Here is a 23,616-nt window from a genome sequence, read left to right as displayed (position 1 = left end):
CCGCCAGCACTACCTTGATCTCGATCATCGCAATAAAAAACGGGCGCCACCCGAAGATGACACCCGCTTGTTCTCACCCTTTGTTGTTCGCTAAGGGCTAAAAGGTAACCGCTAAGCGTTAATGCTGGTCGTGCTCCAGCGCTGTCCGATTGGAATCATGCTTTTCCCCCTTCATTTTGCGACCCAACCAATCAGAGGCTGTCGCAATCATGGCATAAAAGCTGGGAATAAACAGACTCCCCAAGGTGGCAACAGAGAACATGCCCATGGCCACCGTGGTGCCAATATGGTGGCTGCTCACGTCGCTGGCGCCGGTCGCCAAGGCCAACGGCAAGGTGCCGAAAATAAACGCCAAGGAAGTCATTACAATGGGACGGAAACGCAGCTCTGCCGCGGTAATCGCCGCTTCACGGATTGATTTTCCCTGTTCCTTACGCTGCAGCTCGGCGAACTCAACGATCAGGATCGCGTTCTTCGCCGCAAGCCCGACCACCACCAGCATACCGATCTGCACATACACACTGGTATCCAGCCCGCGCAGCGCGATGCCACCTATACCACCAAGGAAGGCAAAGGGCGTTGCAGTGAGTACCGCCAGCGGCAACGACCAGCTTTCATACTGAGCCGCCAGAATCAGGAAGACCATCAATAGCCCGAAGACGATAGCCAGCGTCGCGGCGCTGCCCATGTTGGACTCTTGATAAGCCGTGCCGGTCCAGCCCATGCCCCAGTCAGAGCCTAGCGTCTCTTGTACGATCCCTTCCATCGCCTCAATGGCTTGGGCAGAGCTGTAGCCAGCCGCAGGCTCACCCTGGAACTGAGCACCCGCGTAAACCCCAAACCGTGATACGACTGCCGGGCCGGTTTGGCTCTCAAGCTCGACAAATTCGGAAAGCGGAATACGTTCGCCGTTGCCGCCGCGTACATAGACGCTGCTAACGTCTTCCGGTGTTTTACGGAATTCGTCTTCGTTTTGCAGATACACCTGGAAGTTGCGGTTTTGATAGCTAAAGTAGTTCACAAAACCATTACCAAACGTATTGCCTAAGGCCGAGTTAATATTCTCCAGTGCCACGCCATAACTCAACGCTTTCTGTTGGTCGATATTGGCGCGATATGACGGCACGTTCACGTTGAAGGTGGTGAAGACCCGGTTCAAGGCGGGATGCTGGTTAGCCTTTTGCATTATTTGCAACGAAGCCTGATAGAGCTCGCGTGTCGATGCTCCGTCAAAGGACTGAAGGTAACCGGTAAACCCGCCGGTGGTCGAAAGCCCCATGATCGGCGGCAAATTAAAGGCCATGGCAGAGCCACCATCAATACTTGCGCCTAGCCCCATAATACGCCCGACCAGATCGCTGGCTGTCAGTTCACGCTCAGACCAAGGGCTAAGATTGATAAACATTACTCCGCGAGCAGTATTCACTGCGCTTGAAAGGATGTCATACCCCGCCACCGCTGAGGAGTATTCCACCCCGGGAATATCTTCAATCGCCGCACTGAGTTTCGCCATATAACGTTGAGTACGGTCAAGCGAGGCCGCATCCGGCAACGACACGCTCACCAACACAACCCCCTGATCCGTTTCAGGCACCAACGTTGAGGGTGTATTAGCGTAAAGCCAGTAAGAGCCCACGCCCGTGAGCACCGTTAGCGCTAGCGCCAGCAGCCAAAACCGCACCAAGCCTTTTACGACCCACATATAGGCGGCGGTAATACCGGCAAACAGCCGGTCAAACAGGCGAAACGGTGTATTCAGGGCACGTTTGAACTTGGATTGACCGGCGCCCGCGATTTTATGTTTAATAAATATCGCCGATAGGGCTGGTGTAAAAGTCAACGCCATCACCGCAGAAAGCGCCACCGAGAGCGCCACAGTGATCGCAAACTGCTGATAAATCTGTCCGGTAAAGCCGCCCAGGAAAGCCACGGGTATAAACACAGCGGCCATAATCAGCGAGGTCGCAATCACTGGCCCGCCAACTTCTTTCATGGCCCGGATAGTGGCGTCGCGCACGCTGATATCATCCTCTTCACTCAGCACGCGCTCGACGTTCTCCACCACCAGAATCGCATCATCGACGACTATCCCTATCGAGAGCACCAGCGCAAATAGTGTCAGCAGATTGATCGAAAAGCCTAATAGATAGAAACCCGCAAACGTACCCACTACCGCTACCGGTACCACTGACATTGCAATCACGGTGAAGCGCCAGTTCTGCAAGAAAATAAACAGAATGACGATAACGATTAGAAACGCTTCAATGAAGGTATGAATGACCGTTTCTACCGAGGCATCGATAAACAGCGTGGTATCGTAAGGTGCCACATACTCAAGCCCGGGCGGGAAGCGAGTGGACAAATCTTCCATCGCCGTACGCACACCCTGAGCAGTTTCCAGCGCATTTGCACCGGGCTGTTGATTAATAATAATCGGCGCCATGCTTGAGCCGTTCAAACGCGCATCAACCCCGTAAGAAGAAGCCCCAAGCTCAAGGCGTGCAACGTCCTCCAAACGTAGTGAAGAGCCGTCGTTATTGGTACGCAAGTAAATGTTACGGAAGTCATCGACATTATTGAGGCGACCTCCAGCGGTAATCGTATAGGTGTACGCGCGTGGATCACTTTGCGGCGTCGATGCCAAACTTCCCGCTGGCACTTCCGTATTTTGCGCTCTAATCGCACTGGCTACTTCGCTAGGAGTGAGATCGTACTGGGCTAACTTATCCGGATCCATCCAGATTCGCATGGCAAACTCGCCGCCACCCAGTACTTCTGCATTACCTACCCCAGGTACCTGGCGAAGTTCGTCAAGCACATTGAGGGTAGCGTAGTTCTGCATGTAAATTTTGTCGTAGTCGCCGTCCGGCGAGGTCAACGCGATAAACATCAAAATAGAGTCGGAACGAAGCTCAACGGTGACGCCTTGCGACTGCACCGCTTCAGGTAGCTGAGAGAGCGCGCCTTGAACGCGGTTATTCACGTTAATCGTATTAATATCGCCATCGGTGCCGATATTAAATGCCACGCTCAAACTCATAGTGCCGTTATCGGAGCTGTTTGAGGTCATGTAAAGCATGTCCTCAACGCCGTTAATCGCTTCTGCGATAGGTGCCGCCACGGTCTGTGCAACAGTTTCCGCATCCGCCCCGGGGAACTGAGCCTGTACCGATACCGTTGGCGGTACCACGTTGGGATACTGCTCAATAGGCAGTATACGCATGGACATCACGCCCACCAGCGTCACGATTATCGCCAGTACCGTGGCAAATATCGGCCGACTGATGAAGAAGTTAGAGAAGTTCATTATTGCGCACCCTCTTCCCCTTCAGCGGGTTGGCCATCGGCTGCCCCCGCTTTCATCTCTTGCGCTTCTTCTTGCTCGGCCTCTTCGACCACCGCCTCAGCGTCGCCACTAAACGGCTGTGGATCAATCGTCATACCGGGTTCTAAACCGGCAGGGTCGCCGACAACAACGCGATCCCCCGGCTCGATGCCCTCACGAATCAACTGCCAAGGGCCTGCCACTTCGCCTAAAGAGATCGTCTGTTCGCGAGCCTTATTCTCTTCGTCTAGCACATACACCTGCGGGCCCATTAAGCCTTGGGTCACAGCGATTTCTGGCACGGCCAAGACATCAAAGCGCTTTAAGCCTTCAATACGAACGCGCACAAATTGGCCGGGCAGTACGCTAGCATCAGGATTTTCAAACGTTGCGGATGCCTGAACAGTGCTAGTGCCTTGATCCACACTGGAACCCAGGAAGTCTAAACGCCCTTCCAATTGGGAATCGCTGCCGCCGCTCACACCTGGAATACTCAAACGTGCGTGAATATCTGACGTTTCACCGCCCTCACTCAACTGGCGGCGCAGCTCAAAAGCGTCGCGCTGAGGCAGTTGGAAGCGAACTTCCAGCGGGTCTAAAGGCGTTATAGTGGCCAGTTCCGTTCCGGAAGTGACCAGATTACCGACGTTGACTTGGCTCAAACCAATCATGCCCGAAACAGGGGCGGTCACCTGCGAATAGCCTAAGTCCAGGTTAGCGCTGGTTAAGGCAGCCTCTGCTTGAGCAACGCTCGCTTGAGCGACCCGTTGGTCGGCCAATGCCTGGTCATACTGCTGACGGCTTACCGAGTTCTGGCTCAGCAACTGCTCGAAGCGCTGGGCATCACGCTGGGCGCGTGAAAGCTCGGCACGAGCACTTTGTAAATCGGCCTCACGCTGGTTGACGGTTGCCTGATAAAGATCTGGCTCGATGGTATAGAGATTATCGCCCTCCTCCACCAACTGGCCGGGTTCAAAGTGGCGCGCCTCCAGAAAACCGTTTACACGGGCAACCAGGGTGACTTCATCGTCACTGCGCAGCAACGAGGGGTAAGATTTATCCAGCGGTATGTCTTGACGCGCCATTTCGGCCACTTCGACCTTATGGGGCGGTGCTTCTTGCTGGGCACCCTGTTGAGGTGCCTCGGCTTGTTCTTGACCGCAGGCTGAAAGTGCCAGCGCAGCTACTAGCGTCACCAGACTCGCTCGGCGTGAGTGAATCATCTTCTTCATACGTTGCATTCCCATATATCTTTTTTAAGGTGACCGATAGCACATCCGCACCTGAATCACTTCCCACCGACGGGCAATTACATGCCAGGCTGGGGCGGTGCACCGATGTTGAGCGCGGGCTCATAGCGGTCATTGCCGCCGCTTTCTGGTAGGGTAAAGTTCACTTCATCGCCGGTTAACCACGCATTGACTTCCTCAATGGCACCGACATCCAGTCGGCCAGCCTGCTGGCGCAGCGAGAGTAGATTCACCACGTAGTCGTAGCGAGCCTCTGCGTAGTTGGCGATGGCGTTATAGAGATTTTGCTCAGCATTCAAAACATCCACGATGTTACGGGTGCCGACTTCATAACCAGCGCGAGTGGCCTCCAGTGCACTCTGGTTTGAAACGATGGCCTGCTCACGGGCCTCAACGGTTTCCACATCGTTGCTGACTTGGGTATACAGCGAGCGGACTTGTTGGATCGACGAACGCCGCTGGGACTCAAAATCGTACTGGCTACTTTCCAGTTGGTAAGTCCCTTGGCGGATGCTGGCACTGGTACTACCGCCGGTGTAGATCGGCAAATTGGCTCTTAAGCCCACCTGGCTAGAGGAGTCGTTTCCGGTGGTATTATCAATATCACTGTCACCATATTGATAGTTACCAAAGGCTTGAAGGGTGGGTAAACGACCCGCACGGGCAATTTCCACGCCGCTACGGGAAACCTCAATGCCCGCCTGCTGAGCTAATACTTGAGGGTTAAGTTCAAGGGCTTGCTCCACCCAGTAGTCGCGGCTGCTTGGCTCTGGGAGTGCAATTGGCATGCTGTCGCCCAACGCTTCAATGCTGGCGTAACGCTGGCCGGTCAATTGCTCTAATGCCTCAAAAGCCACCTGCAGATTACTCTCTGCGGTAATGCGATCAGCACGAGATTGGTCAAAGGTGGCGCGCGCTTCCTCAACTTCAGTAATTGCAATCAAACCAACTTCAAACTGCTCGCGCGCCTGCTCAAGCTGACGACCGATGGCCCGCTCTTGAGCTAAACGCGCTTCTAGCACTTCGTAAGCACGCAGAATGTCGAAATAGGCGCTGGCCACATCGATTAGCAACTGTTGCTCGGTCGCCGCTAACAGATAAAACTGCTGGTCAATTTGACGCTCGGCTTGAGTGACTTCTCGGCGAGTGACTTCATCATAAAGCGCTTGGGTGGCTTCTAACGAGAGCGATACGGTGTTGTAACGGTCATCACCTGCACTCACATTACCCGTGCCAGTACCTGCTCCCGCTCGGGTTGAACCCTGACTTTCATACTGTTCATTATGCGCCACGGTGCCCGACGCGTTGATTTGGGGGAGCAAGCCACTTTGAACAACATCTCTACCTGCTTCAACGCCCAAATACTCGGAACGTGCCGAAGCAAGCTCAGCGTTATTGTCCAACGCATCACGGGTAATCGTGATGAGGTCGGCAGCTTGAGCAGGCAAAACAAAGGAAGCGGCGAATACCGCTAACATTAGGGGTCGTAAAGGGGCATTGACTGCCCAGTGTGCCAGTCGCATGGGATTGCCTCTAGGTATCAACGTCAGGATGGCGCAAGTGCTAAACCAATTAGCGCATTAAACCATTCAGAAAGATGAGCATTATAGTTACATTCATGTATGTATGCTAGCCTTGAACAATCTAAAATTGTGTGTACAGCCTATTGTCAAGTCGCTTTCAGCTTACCTTAGTCCAAAGCGTGATGGGTTGGCGATAAATCGAACTTTCTTTTGCGAAACTCCCGTGTATCAATTCCCCATTTATTCAGGCGTGAAGCAAGCGTAGTGGGCTTGATGCCCAGCAGCTCCGCCGCACCTCCTGCCCCTGAAACTTTACCTCCCGCCCGCTCCAGAGCGGCAATCGTGCTCTCCCGCTGGCGCTGGCCAAGCGCATGTTCGGTCAGCAGCAGTGTTTCACTTTTCTCCACGCTAGCGTGGGCTGACGCGGGCACCGGGTTAGTACGACCTATTGAGCGCGGTGGCTCCCCCAACAGCAGGTCATCAAACATCAAGCGGCGGTCCTGGGTCACAATCACTTGGCGCTCAATAATGTTTTCCAGCTCACGAATATTGCCCGGCCATGGGTAGCGCTGAAGAATTTCCAACTGGGCGGGAGGAATGCGTACTCCAGGTTTATTAAATTTCAGGCAGGCACGCTGTAAAAAATGCCGTGCCAGTAGCGGTACATCTTCTATTCGTTTGCGCAACGGTACCGAATCAATCGGGAACACGTTGAGGCGGAAATAGAGATCCTCCCGAAAGTGGCCCGCGTCGATCATGTCACGTAGCTCACGGTTAGTAGCAGCAATCACCCGCACATCCACTTCGCGGGTGCGGTTATCGCCCACGCGCTCAAACTGCTGATCCTGCAACACCCGCAGCAGCTTGCTCTGCAGTTCCAAAGGGATTTCACCAACTTCATCCAAAAATAGCGTGCCGCCGTGTGCAAGTTCGAAGCGCCCTGGACGATCCTGTACCGCGCCGGTAAAGGCGCCTTTTACATGGCCAAAAAACTCGCTCTCAAACAGATCACGGGGAATAGCCGCACAGTTCACACGGATCAGTGGTCGATCACTGCGTGTACTCCCCGCATGGATGGCGCGGGCAATCAGTTCTTTGCCGGTACCCGACTCTCCGCTGATCAGCACGTTGGCGCTAGTAGGTGCAACCAGCTCAATCTGCTGGATCAGTTTTGCCACCGCCGGGCTATTGCCAACAATATCGCGGTGGTTAAGCTCCGCTTTTATCTCTTCTTGAAGGTACTCATTCTCCAGCTCCAGACGTTGCTTGAGTGACTCCACCTCTACAAGGGCATCACGCAGTTGCTGCTCGGCGCGCTTGCGCTCGCGAATATCGCGAAATAGCACCACAGCCCCTACCAAGCGGCCCATTTCAAAAATGGGGGTGCTGGTGTACTCAACCGGAATCGCTTCACCATTTTTATGCCAGAAGACTTCATTATCGACGTGATGCACCTGGCCATCGCTAAACGATGCGTGAATAGGGCACTGCTGCACCGGGAAGTGGCTGCCATCGGCGTGTGTGTGGTGGAACATCAGGTGCGCGCCGTGGCCTACCATATCCTCGGTACTCCAGCCCAGAATGCGCTCAGCAGCGGGATTAACAAAGGTGGTTTTACCCTCTGCATCCAGGCCATAAATGCCCTCACCCGCCGCGCCCAGAATCAGCTGGTTCTGTTTCTCAATCTGTTCGAATACCTGCTCGACCCGCTGCCAGCCCACCTCTCCCTGGCGGTGTTGGCGGCCTAATTCCGCTTTTGCTCGCCGCTGCTCAGCTTTATTGCGGTCGATCAGCGTCAGTAACAGCTGCGAAGAGTCTTCAATATGCTGAGCATAAACTTCTACTCGATAAGGCTGGCGCAGCATGTCTAGTATCACTAGGTCATCTGACCAGGCCGTTTTTTGCACCAGCGCCTCATCGGTAAAACACACCCATAACGGCAGTGAAGCACTCAAACGATGGCTAAAAGGCGCCTTTAGAGGGAGTGCTTCACCAATATTCAGCAACTCACAGGCGGCAGGGTTAGCGTCTAGCAACTGATCGGCAAAAGGGTCGACCACGACCATCGCTAGGGGTGAGAAGCCGCCCATCAAGGCTGCGGCGTGAGTGCGTTTTTGCTCATCCATTGGCATATCCATGGTTAAAGGTGGTCTCTCCTTAACCATTCAATTCCCGCGCCATTTACGAAATTTCGTCAATAAATCAACGAAATATCATTAATTACGATTTTTCGTAACGCATCAAGCGTTTCAAAAACATCTTCGTAAAATTAATTAATTAATTAAAAACAGATAATTAAAAACAATAAGCGCGAATTGGCACGCAAATAGCAGTAGTTAGGTGACAGTGCGATAGCGCCACACGCTTAATCTTTTTTGCACCAGGACGGCGCAGCCATCGGTTTTATTGCTCCTATTTATGGCTCCTAGCAGGAAACATTAAAACTCTTGGGTTAGGCGTTCATTAACCGAAATGACACAGGAGACATGCTTATGTCTTATCTAATGCCCAGTGAATTTGTCACCAAGTTGGTGGACCAGGGTGAGTCAAAAGTCTATATGGGCACCCGGGATACGCTTATCCGTGCCTTTATGGCGGGGGCGACCCTTGCGTTGGCGGTTATTTTTGCCATCACCATCGCTACGCAAACCGGCCACTTTTTGATTGGGGCGCTGCTCTTTCCCGTGGGCTTCGTCATGCTCTATCTGATGGGCTATGACCTGCTCACCGGGGTATTTATGCTCGTGCCTATTGCATGGCTCGACAAAAGACCCGGCGTGACACTGCCGAGAATGCTGAAGTGCTGGGCGCTGGTGGGGCTTGGCAACCTTGGGGGCGCCCTATTTATTGCCACCTTCGGCTACTTGAATTTCACCATGGGTGGTACTGAGGAGATCAACGCTGTTGGACAAACGATGATGGCCGTCGGTGAAAGCCGTACCGTGGGTTATCAGGATGCTGGCATTGCCGGTTGGATTGTGCTCTTTCTGAGAGGCATGTTCTGCAACTGGATGGTATCCATGGGCGTGGTTGGCGCTGCCATCTCCACAACGGTGTCCGGCAAAATCATGGCCATGTGGATGCCGATTATTGTGTTTTTCTATCTAGGTTTTGAGCACTCCGTGGTCAACATGTTCTTGTTCCCGATTGGTCTCATGCTGGGTGCTGATTTCACCCTGTATCAATACATTATGTGGAACGAAATCCCCACCGTACTGGGCAACCTGGTAGGCGGTCTGACACTGGTTGGACTGGTTCTCTATACCACCCACGTCCGTACCCAAGCCAAAAAAGTGTTGTCTTGATATCAAGCCTAATAGGCCAAAAAGGGCGTCAAACGCCCTTCACTCTAGAGGAGAACCATCATGGATAAGCTCGAAATGCGTCATACCCTGCTCGCCGCTAAAGCGCGTAAAAAGATGAGCTGGGACGATATTGGTAAAGCGGTCGGCATGTCGCCAGTCTGGGTCGCCTCCGCCTGCTACGGCATGAATAGCGCAAGCAAAGACGTTGCTCAACAGATATGCGATACGTTGGGCGTGGAAAGCGATGTCGCCGAAGCGTTAGTGGCGTTTCCCACCAAGGCCTGGGATGAAGCGATCCCCCAGGATCCCTTTATCTACCGCCTCTATGAAGTCGTCGGTGTGTACGGTGAGACCCTTAAAGATGTGGTGCAGGAGAAGTTTGGCGACGGCATTATGAGCGCCATCGACTTCACCATGGAGGTCGACAAAATCGAAGACCCCAAAGGCGACCGGGTATTATTAACCTTAAATGGTAAGTTTTTGCCCTATAAGTCTTGGTAAAACCTAGGCCCAGATAAAATCTAGATCCTGATGAAATATTAGACCCTGATAACTCAAGTGAAGGACTCAAGCCTCGCCACGCAGCGTTCAACCGCCGAACGATAACCGGCACCGAATAGCAGCAGATGATTCAGTAAGGGGTAGAGCTGAAACAGGGCTTCACGCCTCGGCCAATCGGTCGGGGCGTCACCGTTCCAATAGGCGTCAAAAAATGCCTCGCCCGGCGAACCAAATAGCGTCAGCATCGCCACGTCCACTTCTGGGTAGTGGCGATACACGGCCGGATCGATAATCGCTGGCCCCCTGGTGGTGAAGAGTACATTCCCCGACCAACAATCACCGTGTAGCAAGCCGGGCGGTGCATTCGGCAACCAGTGTTCTAAATCATGGGCTAAGCGCTCGATACGCCCTCGCAGTTCATTACCCAATAGACCATGCTGGTGGCATGCCTCACATAGCGGAAGTAGGCGCCGCACGCGCTGAAAAGCCCGCCCGTCGCTAAGCGGGGCATTCGGCTGAGGCGTTTGCCCACAGGCATTATCTTGATGCCATCCGTGGGCATCGCCAATTACGCTATGCAGGCCGCGCAGCCCTTCACCAAGCGCGGCCTCGCTCATCGGCTGCCCAGGCACTGTGTCTAATGACTCAATGACCAGCCAGCCCGCCGATAAACCTAGCACTTCCGGCACCACAAGCTTATCACAGGCGCTACGCAAAGCCCGTAGTCCCTCGGCTTCACCGCGCACCCGCGCCGCATCGTCGTGCTTGATAACCACCTGCCCCTGCTGGGTCTCCAAGCGATAAACGGCAGCAATATCACCCCCACTGAGCGGCTGCAAAGCGCCGGTGGGGGTTAACTCGATAGACTCGAGCAAATGGCTCAGGGTGGCATCCATCGCGTGACTCCCTATAGGGATGAGTGCGTCCGAAGGTTTGTAGATTAATTCAACCGTTTATCGATCAATGATTCCAGTTCCAACTGATCATCGTGGAAGCGGCGGATACCTTCAGCGAGCTTGTCGTTGGCCATGGCGTCTTGATTGTGCCCCCAGCGGAAGGCAGTTTCGCTTAGCGGCTCAGTAGGTTTGCCACTGCCTTTGCCAGATTGAATCTGCGCGGTGACGCTGCCTTCGGTGGCATCCAGCTCTTCCAGTAAGGCAGGCGAAATCGTTAGCCTTGGGCAGCCTGCTAAGGCGAGCACCTGGCCGGTGGTGCGGAAGCTCGCACCCATTACCACGGTGTCGTAACCGCCCTGGTTGGCACGCTCACAAACACCCTGAACAAACTGAACGCCTGGATCGTTCTCCGGCGTGTAGTCGTTGCCGGTCTCTTTTTTATACCAATCGGTCACACGGCCGACAAAGGGAGAGATCAGGAATACCCCGGCATCAAAGCAGGCCTGGGCCTGGGCATCGCTGAACAGTAGCGTCAGGTTGCACTGAATGCCCTCGCGTTCGAGCACCTCGGCGGCACGAATGCCTTCCCAGGTGGAGGCCAGCTTGATCAGCACACGGTCACGTGACACGCCGCGAGCGTCGTACAGTTCGATTAACTCATGGGCCTTGGCGATGCTGGCCTTAGTATCAAACGACAAACGAGCCGCCACTTCGGTGGAGACACGGCCCGGTACCACGGCGGAAATCTCACTGCCCATCGCCACCGCCAGACGGTCAACGGCATGCTTGACCTGCTCTTCACGGTTGCCGCCAGAGGCTTTTACGCTGCTCAGCTCTTCGTCGATCAGCGCTTGGTAACCGGACAGGCTAAACGCTTTGAGCAGCAGCGACGGGTTAGTGGTGGCATCCTGGGGCTGATAACGGCGAATAGCCTCAAGATCTCCGGTGTCGGCGACGACAAGCGAATGTTGCTTTAACTGTTGCAGCTGGCTGGTCATAAAATCTCCTTGATATGCTTTTAAGCGCCGCCATGGCGTTGTTCAAGTGCTGCGCAATAACGCGCATAAATCGGTTGGTAGGCGGCCACACTCTCTGGTTGTGGGTCGGCCAACGACTTGGCATCCAAATGGACGAGCCGCTCACACAAGGCCTCCAGAGTTACGCCCCCTGAACGCTGGTCACACCAAGCCGCTTGTATTGCCGCGCCAAGCGCGGCCGCGTCGGTAATCTCAGGGCAAATCACCTGGGTACCGGTAATATCCGCTACCATCTGCCGCCATACGGGGCTGTTAGCGCCGCCACCGATCAATCGAATCTGACTCGCCCCGGCGGGTAAATCGCCCAACAATTCCAGCCCATAGCGTAGCCCGAAAGTGGCCCCCTCCACCACGGCCCGACATAAATTAGCCTGGGTGGTATTCAGACTGGTCAGGCCAAGGAAATCCGCGGAAGCATCGGGCAGCATCGGCACCCGCTCGCCGTTGAAAAACGGCAATACGGTAATACCCTCGGCGCCTATCGGCGCGCTGGCTACTTTTTCGCCAAAGGCGGCCAGATCCAAGCCAAACAGCTCGCGCACCCGCGTAGTGGCTGACGTGACATTCATCGTACAGATCAGCGGCAGCCAGCCACCGGTACTGGAGCAGAAATTGGCGACCATGGCACTATCGCATTCAACAGGGTCAGCCGAGTAAGCGCAAACGGTGCCGGAGGTGCCTAAACTCAATGTGATGAGCCCTGGGGCAATATTGCCGGTGCCAATGGCCCCCAGCATGTTGTCACCGCCGCCGGAGGAGACGACAACCTGATCGCCAAGCCCAAGTTCGCGGGCCACCGCCGAGCACACAAAGCCTACCGGTTCATGGGCTTCCAACACCCGGGGCAATACCCGCGCTGGGTCTAGTTCTGGGGCTATTTCGGCAAAAACATCCAGCTGCCAGCAGCGCTTACGGGTATCGAAGTAGCCAGTGCCGGAAGCATCGCCCGCCTCGGTGACCCGTTCACCGGTTAGCCAAAAATTGAGGTAGTCGTGGGGTAGCAGCAGGCTTTCAATGCGTCGATACGCATCCGGCTGATGCTCTCGTAGCCAAGCGACTTTAGACGCGGTATAGCCGGTTTGCAACACCAGCCCCAGCTTCTTTAAACAGCCTGCCTCGCCACCCAGTCGGGCAACTAAATCAGCGTTCTGGGCGCTGGTCTCGGTATCGCACCACAGCTTGGCGGGATAGACCGGCATACCTTCGCCATCAAGCGCGACCATGCCATGCTGCTGGCCAGAAACACCTATGCCGCGCACTTGGCTAGCCGATACAGCAGCTTTATCCAACGCAGCAAAAAACGCCGCTTTCAAGGCGGCTAACCACTCCTCGGGCGCCTGCTCTCGACGACCATTTTCACCCTCGTCCAGGTGATGAGGGCGACTTGCTTCAGCCAGAATCTTGCCACGCTCAACGTCTACCACCACTACCTTGGTACTCTGGGTACCGCAATCTACCCCGATATACATCACAATGTTCCTTTGGACGACGCCAGACCCTCTAGGGTAGCGCGTGCGCCGCGTTCATGCAGTGAACTTAGGGTCGCTAAATAGGCATCAACAAAACGGGTGCTGTCGATTAAGTCACCAAACAGCTCGCGGTTTTCGATAAAGGCCGTTGGCCGTTGGCGGTTCTCAGCGGCAATCGCCATAAGCGGCGCTTTCAAGCGATCGACAATTTCAATGGGCTCGCCCTGCTCGTCTACCCCTTCTGCGTAGCGCGCCCAGCTGGCCACCACAGCGGCGCTGCGCTTTATCTCGCCACCTTGGGCCAACTGCTGGCGAATCACCGGTACTAGCCACTTAGGAATGCGGTCAGAGCTCTCGGCGCAGAGCCGTGCCAGGGTATCTTTGATTTGTGGGTTGGCGAAGCGTTCAATCAGCGTTAAGCGGTAGGTTTCCAAATCAACCCCCGGCACTGGCGCCAGGGTCGGCGTACCCTCTTCGCGCATATAGCCCAGTAAAAAATCAACGAATAGCGGATCTTGGCACACCTCATGGGCGTAGCGGTATCCGGCTAAATAGCCAAAATAGGTCAATGCCTGGTGGCTGGCGTTGAGCAGCCGCAGCTTCATCAGCTCGTAGGGTTCGACATCCTCCACGACCTGGACACCCACTTTATCAAAGGCAGGACGTCCAAGTGGGAAGTGATCTTCCAATACCCACTGGGTGAACGGTTCACAGACCACCGGCCATGCGTCCTCTACCCCAAAGCGCTGGCTCAGTTCATCAATATCCGTGGGCGACGTCACCGGCGTAATGCGATCCACCATGGCGTTTGGAAACGCCACTTCGCTTGTAACCCAAGCGCCTAGCTCGGCGTCCCGCGCCTGGGCATAGGCGCCAAACATACGCTTGGCCACATCGCCGTTGCCTTGAATATTATCACAGGACATCACGGTGAACGGCGCAATGCCCCGCGCACGACGGCGGACAAGCGCTTCCACTACCAGCCCGAAGCTGGTGGTCGGCTGGGTAGGGTTAGCGAGATCGGCGCGCACCTGGGGGTTATCGAGGTCGAACTCGCCGCTCACCGGATGAAAATTGTAGCCGCCTTCGGTCACCGTCAGCGACACAATGCGAATCGCTGGATCGGCCATCTGCTCAATGACGGTCTCGGTCTCTTCCGGTACAAACAGATAATTCACCATACTGCCAATGACCCTCGGCTCATACTGGCCATCGGGGTGTTTCACCACCAGAGTATAGAGATAATCCTGCGCTGCCAGTGCCTGCTGCATGCGTTTGTCGCCAGGCATCACGCCCACACCCACAATGCCCCAATCCAGCGCTTCGCCCTGGTTCATTAAAGCATCCAGATACATCGCCTGGTGGGCGCGGTGAAAGCCGCCGACGCCGATGTGTACGATGCCGGGGGTGAGCGTCTTGCGGTCATATTGAGGTTTGGCAACATCGCTAGGCGTGGCAACATCGTCGGTTAGCTTGCCCAGGTTGTGATTGTTAAGTCGGGTCATGGGACTCTCCAGCCAAGGCCTACTTGGCGCGATGGGGTGAATAACGTCAGGTAACAAGTGGCGATATAAGCGAGTTAACACAAAAGGCGAGCACAAATGGTCTAACAAGCAGGTATTAGCGCCAGCGCTGGTCGGGCGGTAAACAGCAATTTTTGACTAATTGAGCGTTGAGCATATCTTTGTGATGGGTGCGCTCCAGCGCACCGGCTCGTCCCTGGCCCATCTCAAGCCAGCGATTGATCAGCCGCTCAACCAGCACGACGTCATCGACGTCTATAAATAGCGTCCAATCAAACAGCGGGCGCAGTTCGCGCCAGGGGGAGCGATCCAGCAGAAGGTAGTTGCCTTCAACAATGACGATGCGCTGTTCAAGCGTGATGAGTCGTCCACCGGCACGGGCGATATCCAACGGGCGGTCAAAAACCGGCACCGCTACCGGATGAACCGCTTGGCGGATGCGCTCGAGGTCGCAGCGCAAACCCTCTACATCGAAGGTGTGGGGCGCGCCTTTTACCGGCACCTGTTCTTCGCCCAGCACTGCGTTATCGAAGTGGTAGCCGTCCATAGGCACCAGCCCGGCCTGGCCCGGCAAGCGCTGATTAATGGCATCGCAGAGCTGGACGCTGCGATAAGATTTCCCCGCCCCCGGCGGCCCTGCCAGCGCGACTAGATAGCGGGAAGCGCCTTCGGCGGCATGAATAATCTGTTGTGCTAAGGCATCAAGATCAGGGGTCATCGCCATCTCAACTCATCCAGTTGCCGCCATCGACATTGAGCGTCTGGGCGACCACGTAATCGCTATCCTGGCTGGCCAGAAAAACCGCAGCGCCGGTATGATCTTCCGGCAGGCCCATGCGTCCGAAAGGAACCGCTTCGCCTACCAGGCGTTTCTTTTCACCGAGCGGACGGCTCTCATAACGGGCAAACATTGCATCGACCTCTTCCCACATCGGCGTGTCCACCACGCCGGGGGCGATGCCGTTGACGTTAATGCGGTGTTTGATTAGATCCAACCCGCTGGATTGAGTGAGGCTGATGACAGCAGCCTTGCTGGCGCAGTAAACGCTTACCAGGGCTTCACCGCGGCGACCTGCCTGGGAAGCCATATTGATGATTTTGCCCCCCTGACCGCGGGCCACCATCGAACGGGCAACCGCCTGCAGGGTAAAAAACATGCCCTTGGTATTGACCGCAAACTGCTTATCAAAGCTTTCCTCGGTCACCTCAAGCACCGGTGCCATATCAAAGATCGCCGCGTTATTGACCAGAATATCGATGCCGCCAAAGCGATCCGTTACTGTGTTGACCATGGCATCAATTGAGATCTGATCGCAGACATTCAACTCGACCCCCATCGCCTTTTCGGCAGGCGCCTGTTGCTGCAGCGTTGCTAAAGCATCATCGATAGCGGCACGATCGATATCGGCCACAACCACGCTGGCGCCTTCGCTTAAATAACGCTGGGCAATGGCCAAACCAATTCCCCGAGCCCCGCCGGTAATCACCGCAATTTTATTGTTTAATTTCATCGTTATCTCCAGGTTACTCAGCGGGGCCTTTATCAATTAGCCGGTCGACTATCGGCTTGCCACTCGTCTATCAGGGCTTCCAGGCCGTGCATATGCTCTAAAATGCGCCAGGCGCCAGCTTGAATAAGCCGCGCCGACTGCTCGGCATCTACATGGCTGGCGCCGACAAAACCAATGACGCACATCCCCGCCGCGTGGGCGGCGGTCACCCCGGCCACACTATCTTCCACCACCAGGCAGTCCCGCGGTACTTGGCCTAAGTGGGAGGCTGCCAGGCGATAGAGGGCGGGGTCGGGCTTGGGGCGCGCCACCTGATCAGCGGTAAAAATAGGCACCGTACCCAAGGCATTGTCCAACCCCGTGCTTGTCAGTGACGCCAATACACGGCTGCGCCGACTGTTGGAAACCACCGCCTTTTCCAAGGTGATGCCGCGAATCGCCTTATCGACACCGTCTATGGCTTTAAGCTCCCGAGCCAGTCGCGCTTCAATGGCTGTGTCCACCTGCTCTGTGGCGTCGGTTGGCAGCGTGTGGGCACTTAACGCTTCGAGATGATGCAGAATATCCCCGGTGGTCATCCCCAATGCTTGACCAAGCGCTTGATCAATATTCAGATCGGGCAGCCAGCGTGAGAGATACTCCACCAGCGTGCCTTCCGCAAGGGCCTCGCTGTCGACCAGCACGCCATCGCAGTCAAAGATGAGCGTCCTCATGCAGGCTCCTCAGAAGGCGAACCGGGGGCACGGTTATCGTGGCGGGTCAGCCCCGCTAACGGATGCTGCTGCAAGCTCGGCAGGGCCACACCGCCCGCGTCAAACAGGTGAGCACGCTCAGGATCAAAGCCGAAGCGCACGGTATCGTTGACCCGATAGGCCACGTCGCCATCGGCCATGATAGTGATTAGCTCATCGTCCATTTGAACGTAAAGCGAGGTTTGCCCACCCAAACGTTCCAGTACCTTGATTTCGCCGCTCAACGGCCCCTGCTCCTCGAGTACCAGGTGTTCAGGACGAACACCCAGCTCAAGGGTAGCGTTAGCATCCAAGTGCGCACCGTCGACCGGCACGCTGCGCTCGCCGCCGCCGGGCATCCGAATGCCGACCCCGTCAGGCGTTACGCCGGTTAGCGTTACCGGCAGAAAATTCATTTTCGGTGAGCCAATAAACCCCGCTACAAAGCGATTGCAGGGGTGATGGTAGAGCGCCATGGGCGAGCCCACCTGCTCGACCACGCCGTCGTGGAGCACGACGATTTTATCCGCCATGGTCATCGCCTCGATCTGGTCGTGGGTAACGTAGATCATGGTGGCGTCCAGCTCATCGTGCAGTCGCGCCAGCTCGATGCGCATCTGCACACGTAGCGCGGCATCCAGGTTGGAGAGCGGCTCATCGAACAGAAAGATGCTGGGGTTACGTACAATCGCACGGCCAATCGCCACCCGCTGGCGCTGACCGCCAGAGAGCGCTTTGGGCTTACGGTCTAACAGCGGCTCTAGCTGGAGAATCTTGGCCGCTTCCAGCACCTTGGCGCGGCGCTCTTCCTTGGGCACACCGGCCAGGCGCATGCTGAAGCCCATGTTGCCTTCGACCGTCATGTGCGGATAAAGCGCGTAGCTCTGAAACACCATGGCGAGGCCGCGGTCAGCTGGGCCGACGTCATTGATTCGCTGGCCGTCAATCAAAATATCGCCGTCGGTCGCGCTTTCCAGCCCGGCGATCATGCGCATCAGGGTCGATTTGCCACAGCCGGAAGGGCCAACGAAAACGACAAATTCGCGGTCGTTCACCTCAAGGTCGATGCCTTTGATCACTTCGGTGTCGCCGAAACGCTTGGTAATATTGTGCAGTTGTAGTGTTGCCATGAGGAAAATCCTTTACTTGACGGCACCAAAGGTCAGGCCACGTACCATTTGTTTTTGGGTCATCCAACCGAGTATCAAAATTGGCGCAATCGCCATGGTGGAAGCAGCGGACAACTTGGCCCAGAACAGCCCCTCTGGGCTCGAGAATGAGGCGATGTAAGCGGTTAACGGCGCAGCATTTGAGGTCGTCAGATTGAGACTCCAGAACGCCTCGTTCCAACTCAAAATGACCGATAGCAGGCCCGTTGACGCGATACCCGGCAACGTTAGCGGCAGCAGCAAAAAGAACACTTCCTGGAGGGTCGAGGCACCGTCCATACGCCCTGCTTCAAGAATGTCTTTGGGCATATCTTTAAAGAAGGTGTAGAGCATCCACACCACAATCGGCAGGTTCATCAGGGTATAGATGATGATCAGCCCGGTGCGGGTATCGAGTAGCCCGGTGTCTCGGAAGATCAGATAAATCGGCACCAGCACGCCCACCGAGGGCAGCATCTTGGTAGAGAGCATCCATAGCAACGTGCCCTTGGTACGCTTAGTGGGCAAAAAGGCCATGGCGTAAGCCGCCGGAATCGCAAGGAGCAGCGCTAAAAATGTAGAGCCAAACGCCACCGCAACGCTATTTAGCGCAAATCGTGCGTAGCCCGAGCGGTCCTGTACCGCTTGGTAGCTCTCTAGAGTGGGTGAAAAAATCAGCGAGGGATCAGCAATCGCCGCCGATTCGGTTTTAAAACCGGTGAGAATCATCCAGAAAATCGGAAAGAAGATCACCAGCGCCACCGTCCAACCCAAAAGCGTCAGCAAGATGCGCTTGCTTTGCGCTGACCGCCACCCTGATACCGAGCGTGGCGCTGCCGTTTTGGAACTTAATGTTGTCATCGAAGTACTCCCAAGACACAAGTGCCGGTCTAGTCTTCCAGGTTTTTGGCCACCATACGGACCAGGAAGATCGCCACGATATTGGCGAGAATGATCGCGATCACTCCACCGGCGGAGGCAGTGCCCACGTCGAAATCAAGTAGCGCACGAATGTAAATCAGATAAGCCAGATTGGTGGTCGCCAAGCCTGGGCCACCGGAGGTGGTGACAAAAATCTCGGCAAAAATGGTCAGCAGGAAGATCATCTCGATCATGATGACCACGCTGATGGCCCGCTTTAGATGCGGCAAAGTGATGAAGAAGAAAATCGCCACCGGCCCTGCGCCATCCATACGTGCCGCTTCCACCTGATCTTCATCCAGCGACTGCATCGCAGTCAGCAGGATCAGCAGTGCAAACGGCAGCCACTGCCATGCCACGATGATCACAATTGACGTCAGCGGCAGCGAGGAGAACCAGTCGACGGCGGGCAGACCGATGGACTCAGACAGCCACGCCAGCACCCCATTGGAGGGATGCATCATCATATTTTTCCACACCAGAGCACTAACGGTGGGCATTACAAAAAACGGTGAGATCGCCAGCACACGGGCGATACCGCGGCCCGCGAACTCCTGTTGGAACAGCACCGCCAGCAGGGTGCCGCCCACCACGGTAATCGCCAGCACCCAACCCACCAGCAGCAACGTGTTGCCCATGGCAGCCCAAAGGGCTGGGTCGGTGAGAAGATATTCATAGTTTTCCAACCCGGCAAAGCCGGTCATGCCGGGCATTAGCAGGTTGTAATACTGAAAGGAGAACCATAGCGTCATGCCTAACGGCACAATCATCCATAGCAGCAGTAGCGTCACGGCCGGCGCTTGGAGCGACAGCGTTCTCAGCCCACCGACGGTACGGCCGGAAGCACGTGTTTTATTCATGGGATTACCTGCAGAAACAGTGTGGGTGCAATGCCTGCCTAGCTAGGCAGGCATTGCGGCCATCAATCTAGATAACCAGCCCGCTGCATGGTGCGTTCGGTGGCACGCTGAGCACTTTCTAACGCCTGCTCCACCGTGGTATCACCGGTTAGCGCCGCGGCAATGGTTTGGCCTACCTGGGTACCGATCGACTGAAACTCTGGAATACCGACGAACTGCACACCCACGTAAGGGTTGGGTTCCAGGGTAGAGTCGGTTGGGTCGGCGTCCTGAATAGCCTTTAGCACGAAGTCAGCAAAGGGGGCTGCTTCGGTGTACTGTTCATTGGCGTAGGTCGACTCACGGGTACCTGGCGGCACGCTGGTCCAGCCTTGGGTTTCACCGACAAGTTCAATGTACTCTTGTGAGGTCGCCCAGGTAATAAACTCACGTGCCGCTTCCTGGTTCTCTGAAGAGGCTGGGATAGCTAGCGCCCAGGACCACAACCAGTGTGAGCCTTTGGGTGTTTTTGCCACCGGTGCCGGGGCAAAGCCTAAGCTGTCCGCCACATCGGATTCATTACCGTCATACAGCTTGCCCGCTGCCGACGTGGCATCCACCCACATCGCGCAGTTGCCACGGGAGAACAGCGCCAGATTTTCGTTAAAGCCATTGGAACTTGCGCCTGGCGGGCCGTAGTCGTTGAGCAAATCGACATAAAACTGGATGGCGCTAACCCACTCCTCAGAGTTGAGCTCAGGGTTCCACTCCTCGTCAAACCAGCGGCCACCGTAGGTATTCACCAAGGTGGAAACAAAGGCCATGTTTTCACCCCAGCCTGGTTTACCGCGCAGACAGATACCGGCCAGACCCTCTTCGCTGCCGTGCAGCTCGCCCGCCCACTCACGCACCTCTTCCCAGGTGGGCTGTTCGCTCATTTCGATGCCCGCCTTATCAAACAGATCCTGGCGGTAGTACATCATCGAGCTTTCAGCATAGAAAGGCAGCGCATGCAGCGTGCCGTCCAAGCTCAAACCATCGCGCACAGAGGTCAGCAGATCATCTTCGTTGTAGTCGTCAGGCAGATTATCCAGCGGGGAGAGCCAGCCGCGCTCTGCCCAAATAGGCACTTCGTAAGTACCGATGGTCATAACGTCGAATTGGCCGCCACCAGTAGCAATATCGGTGGTCATGCGCTGACGTAACACGTTCTCCTCAAGTACCACCCAGTCCAGGGTGATATCGGGGTGAGCCTCTTCGAAAGCCTCGGTGAGGCTCTGCATGATCACCATATCGTTGTTGTTAACCGTGGCTACGGTAATTTCGGTTTGCGCCTGGGCGTGGCCCGACATGGCAATGGCGGCCGCTAGCGTGGTAACAGGCAAGTGACGTGCGAGTCGCATAAAGTACTCCTATGGGCTGATATTGGCATTGTTGTCGCCTTGATCTTATTGATCATCTATCGAACAAATGATCGTACGTAAGCCAAAAAAAAGCAAAGCTGATTGACTTAGACTTTACGCTAACTTATCACCCCTGACGCATGTTGCAGTGCACCCGCTTAGGATTTTAATGCCCTAGAGTGCTTCGACGATCTGCCTAGCAGCCATTTCGTCGGTAACCAGGCCTTTTAGCCAGCCGCCGCGCAGCGCGGCGTGAATCGCCGGGGCTTTTTCGTGGCCTCCCGCAATCGCCACCATATGGTGCTTACCAAAGCGCTCCAGAGGAAGACTGGTGACCCGCCGCGTAATTGAGCAGTCGATCACTTCGCCGTCACGATTCAGCGGCCAGCCGAGCAACTCACCTACCGCCTTCAGGCCCAGCAACTCATTCAGCTCGCTTTCACTAATGAAATGATCTTGAAACAGCGTGGCCTGACGGTCGATACGCCCAATGCCGATAAACGCCGCTTCTGACTCCCGTGCCACATCGGCAATCGCCTTAAAAAGACGTTGCGCCAGCATTGCCTCTTTTTCAGCCAGCGATTCGGCGACCACCGGCGCAGGCAGTAAGAAGCGCTCACCACCCGTTTTATCCGCCATGACCATCACCGCGTCATACCGGTTAGCCGAACCGTCCCGGGCAACATTACCGACCAGCGATACAAAGCGGTGCTGGGGCCTTTCAAGCCGGCTAAGCGCTTCTACCGCTGCCCGCACCGAACGCCCGGTGCCCAGCGATAGCGTTAACGGCTCGCTGCGCTCAACCAACTGCGCAATCCGCTCGGCGGCTGCGATTGCCAGGTAGGATGCGGCGCTTTCGGCGGCGTGGTTATCGGCGGGCACCACTTCACAGTAGGTCAAGCCAAAGTGATCGCGCAGCGTGCTGCCCAGCGCCATACAGTTAGAGATAGGATGATCTATATGCACTTTGACCAGCCCTTCCTGGCGTGCTAACGCCAATAAGCGCTGCACACCAGGACGCGAGACACCCAACTGGCTGGCGATTTCATCCTGGGTCATTCCACCGACGTAAGACATCCAGGCGGCTCTGGCTGCCTGATCCAGCTTTACCTCAAATTTATCCATAGGGTGGCTCACATAAAAGACGTAGGTGACAGTCATAAAAGCATCATCATACAAAGCCAAGCCCGCGACCAGTAGTCGCCTATCCGCTAACATGGCCTGAGCTCAGCGTTTCACAATGGATAGCTTGCTTGGAGATACAGCATGTATAAACTCGCTTTTTTTGTCCCCATAGAAGATGCCGAAAGCGTTAAGCAGGCGGTGTTTGAAGCCGGCGCTGGCCGGATGGGGGCATACGAAAATGTCTGTTTTCAAACCCAGGGGACGGGGCAGTTTCGCCCAACAGAGGGCGCCCACCCGCATATCGGCTCGGTGGGCAGCTTGGAAAAGGTCGAAGAGTTCAAAGTAGAACTGCTCTGCGATGAAGCGCATATTCACGGCGCCATCGCGGCCTTGAAGCTTGCCCACCCCTACGAAGAAGTCGCTTATGATGTATGGCAGTTGGCCGATCTGTAAGTGGATTTTCGCCGGGGTGAGAATGACTCACGCGCTGCCAAAATAGCGCTCGCGGTCTTCAGGGGTCACCATGCTGATATGCAGCGGAAACTCATTGTGGGCGCGGTCAGCGTAAAAGTGGCGTAGTGTGCGCTCAATGGTGGTGAAAGCCAATTCATCCCAGGGGATTTCATGCTCTTCAAACAGCGCGACTTCCAGGCTTTCCGGCCCGGCGCTGAAGCCACCGACTAGCTCGGCACGGAAAATCATATACACCTGATTGATGTGCGGTAGGTCAATCAGGGTATAGAGGTTGGCCAGTTCGACTTCGGCGCAAGCCTCTTCACGGGTCTCTCTGGAAGCTGCCTGCTGGGTTGATTCGGCATTTTCCATATAGCCTGCGGGCAGCGTCCAGTAGCCTTTGCGCGGTGAAATCGCCCGCTTACAGAGCAGCACTCTACTACCGCTAACGGGCAGCGTACCGGCCACAATGCGTGGGTTTTGATAGTGAATCGTGCCGCAAGCATCACACAGGTAGCGTGGGCGGTCATCCCCTTCCGGGACGGCAAAACGTACTTTATCACCACACTGGCTGCAAAAGTTCATCGCGTATTCTCAACGGCTAGTGAATAGAAGCCTCGACGCGCTTGACGTCAACGACCGCTGCTGGGTAAAAG

At 55.6% G+C, this 23,616-nt stretch carries 20 protein-coding genes; 3 read left to right on the top strand and 17 right to left on the bottom strand.

Translation table 11 applies throughout. The annotated features are described in order from the left end of the window. Nucleotides 1-118 precede the first annotated feature (118 nt). From QEN58_RS05365 to QEN58_RS05350, 4 genes are all read right to left on the bottom strand, one after another. A complete protein-coding gene (locus QEN58_RS05365) occupies nucleotides 119-3,307 on the bottom strand; it encodes an efflux RND transporter permease subunit (protein WP_280106120.1) in 3,189 nt (1,062 codons plus the stop codon). Next, nucleotides 3,307-4,557 (bottom strand): efflux RND transporter periplasmic adaptor subunit, encoded by a 1,251-nt coding sequence (locus QEN58_RS05360; RefSeq protein WP_280106119.1) that lies wholly within the window; start codon nucleotides 4,555-4,557, stop codon nucleotides 3,307-3,309. Before QEN58_RS05360 ends, QEN58_RS05365 begins: the two co-directional genes overlap by 1 nt. 77 nt (nucleotides 4,558-4,634) lie before the next feature. Further along, nucleotides 4,635-6,098 carry a TolC family outer membrane protein gene (locus tag QEN58_RS05355; RefSeq protein ID WP_280106118.1) on the bottom strand — a complete coding sequence of 488 codons (1,464 nt, stop codon included), beginning with the start codon at nucleotides 6,096-6,098 and terminating at the stop codon, nucleotides 4,635-4,637. Between the two features lie 167 nt (nucleotides 6,099-6,265). Next, nucleotides 6,266-8,224 carry a sigma 54-interacting transcriptional regulator gene (locus QEN58_RS05350; RefSeq protein ID WP_280106117.1) on the bottom strand — a complete coding sequence of 653 codons (1,959 nt, stop codon included), beginning with the start codon at nucleotides 8,222-8,224 and terminating at the stop codon, nucleotides 6,266-6,268. Between the two features lie 366 nt (nucleotides 8,225-8,590). Here QEN58_RS05350 and QEN58_RS05345 point away from each other — a divergent pair, with 366 nt between their 5' ends. Further along, nucleotides 8,591-9,403, top strand: coding sequence for a formate/nitrite transporter family protein (locus QEN58_RS05345; RefSeq protein WP_280106116.1), 813 nt, complete (start codon nucleotides 8,591-8,593; stop codon nucleotides 9,401-9,403). A 60-nt stretch (nucleotides 9,404-9,463) separates the two neighbouring features. Further along, a complete protein-coding gene (gene cynS, locus QEN58_RS05340) occupies nucleotides 9,464-9,904 on the top strand; it encodes a cyanase (protein WP_280106115.1) in 441 nt (146 codons plus the stop codon). 53 nt (nucleotides 9,905-9,957) lie between these two features. On the opposite strand, the gene QEN58_RS05335 is transcribed toward cynS, so the two are convergent. The 12 genes from QEN58_RS05335 to QEN58_RS05280 form a co-directional block, all read right to left on the bottom strand. After that, entirely contained in the window at nucleotides 9,958-10,800 is an 843-nt protein-coding gene (locus QEN58_RS05335) for a fructosamine kinase family protein (RefSeq protein WP_280106114.1), read from the bottom strand. Between the two features lie 44 nt (nucleotides 10,801-10,844). Further along, complete coding sequence (tal, locus tag QEN58_RS05330) at nucleotides 10,845-11,798, bottom strand: transaldolase (protein ID WP_280106113.1); 954 nt, start codon at nucleotides 11,796-11,798, stop codon at nucleotides 10,845-10,847. A 20-nt stretch (nucleotides 11,799-11,818) separates the two neighbouring features. Continuing rightward, entirely contained in the window at nucleotides 11,819-13,306 is a 1,488-nt protein-coding gene (gene xylB / locus QEN58_RS05325; RefSeq protein ID WP_280106112.1) for a xylulokinase, read from the bottom strand. Next, nucleotides 13,306-14,811, bottom strand: coding sequence for a mannitol dehydrogenase family protein (locus QEN58_RS05320; protein ID WP_280106111.1), 1,506 nt, complete (start codon nucleotides 14,809-14,811; stop codon nucleotides 13,306-13,308). The genes xylB and QEN58_RS05320 overlap by 1 nt, the downstream gene beginning before the upstream one ends. A gap of 115 nt (nucleotides 14,812-14,926) precedes the next feature. Next, complete coding sequence (locus QEN58_RS05315; RefSeq protein WP_280106901.1) at nucleotides 14,927-15,547, bottom strand: nucleoside/nucleotide kinase family protein; 621 nt, start codon at nucleotides 15,545-15,547, stop codon at nucleotides 14,927-14,929. A gap of 7 nt (nucleotides 15,548-15,554) precedes the next feature. Then, nucleotides 15,555-16,340, bottom strand: coding sequence for an L-iditol 2-dehydrogenase (locus tag QEN58_RS05310; protein ID WP_280106110.1), 786 nt, complete (start codon nucleotides 16,338-16,340; stop codon nucleotides 15,555-15,557). A gap of 32 nt (nucleotides 16,341-16,372) precedes the next feature. Further along, nucleotides 16,373-17,053: an HAD family hydrolase gene (locus tag QEN58_RS05305; RefSeq protein WP_280106109.1), complete on the bottom strand. Its 681-nt coding sequence runs from the start codon at nucleotides 17,051-17,053 to the stop codon at nucleotides 16,373-16,375. Further along, on the bottom strand, nucleotides 17,050-18,201 hold the full coding sequence (locus QEN58_RS05300) for an ABC transporter ATP-binding protein (RefSeq protein ID WP_280106108.1): 1,152 nt from the start codon (nucleotides 18,199-18,201) through the stop codon (nucleotides 17,050-17,052). The genes QEN58_RS05305 and QEN58_RS05300 overlap by 4 nt, the downstream gene beginning before the upstream one ends. Nucleotides 18,202-18,213: 12 nt before the next feature. Continuing rightward, nucleotides 18,214-19,080, bottom strand: a complete 867-nt coding sequence (locus QEN58_RS05295; protein ID WP_280106107.1) for a carbohydrate ABC transporter permease — start codon at nucleotides 19,078-19,080, stop codon at nucleotides 18,214-18,216. 29 nt (nucleotides 19,081-19,109) lie between these two features. Continuing rightward, nucleotides 19,110-20,000: a carbohydrate ABC transporter permease gene (locus QEN58_RS05290; protein ID WP_071695689.1), complete on the bottom strand. Its 891-nt coding sequence runs from the start codon at nucleotides 19,998-20,000 to the stop codon at nucleotides 19,110-19,112. Between the two features lie 62 nt (nucleotides 20,001-20,062). Then, nucleotides 20,063-21,382 (bottom strand): ABC transporter substrate-binding protein, encoded by a 1,320-nt coding sequence (locus tag QEN58_RS05285; RefSeq protein WP_280106106.1) that lies wholly within the window; start codon nucleotides 21,380-21,382, stop codon nucleotides 20,063-20,065. A gap of 174 nt (nucleotides 21,383-21,556) precedes the next feature. Further along, the gene (locus QEN58_RS05280; RefSeq protein WP_280106105.1) at nucleotides 21,557-22,507 is read right to left on the bottom strand and encodes a sugar-binding transcriptional regulator; all 951 of its coding nucleotides are present in this window, start codon (nucleotides 22,505-22,507) and stop codon (nucleotides 21,557-21,559) included. Between the two features lie 141 nt (nucleotides 22,508-22,648). On the opposite strand from QEN58_RS05280, the gene QEN58_RS05275 reads away from it, so the two are divergent. After that, entirely contained in the window at nucleotides 22,649-22,960 is a 312-nt protein-coding gene (locus QEN58_RS05275) for a YqfO family protein (protein WP_280106104.1), read from the top strand. Between the two features lie 27 nt (nucleotides 22,961-22,987). Here the strand turns inward: QEN58_RS05275 and QEN58_RS05270 are convergent, their stop codons facing one another. Continuing rightward, nucleotides 22,988-23,545, bottom strand: coding sequence for an NUDIX hydrolase (locus QEN58_RS05270; RefSeq protein WP_280106103.1), 558 nt, complete (start codon nucleotides 23,543-23,545; stop codon nucleotides 22,988-22,990). Nucleotides 23,546-23,616: the final 71 nt, after the last annotated feature.

It is taken from the genome of Halomonas alkaliantarctica (assembly GCF_029854215.1).
Classification (GTDB): domain Bacteria; phylum Pseudomonadota; class Gammaproteobacteria; order Pseudomonadales; family Halomonadaceae; genus Vreelandella; species Vreelandella alkaliantarctica_A.
This window is presented reverse-complemented; position numbering and strand designations above follow the sequence as displayed.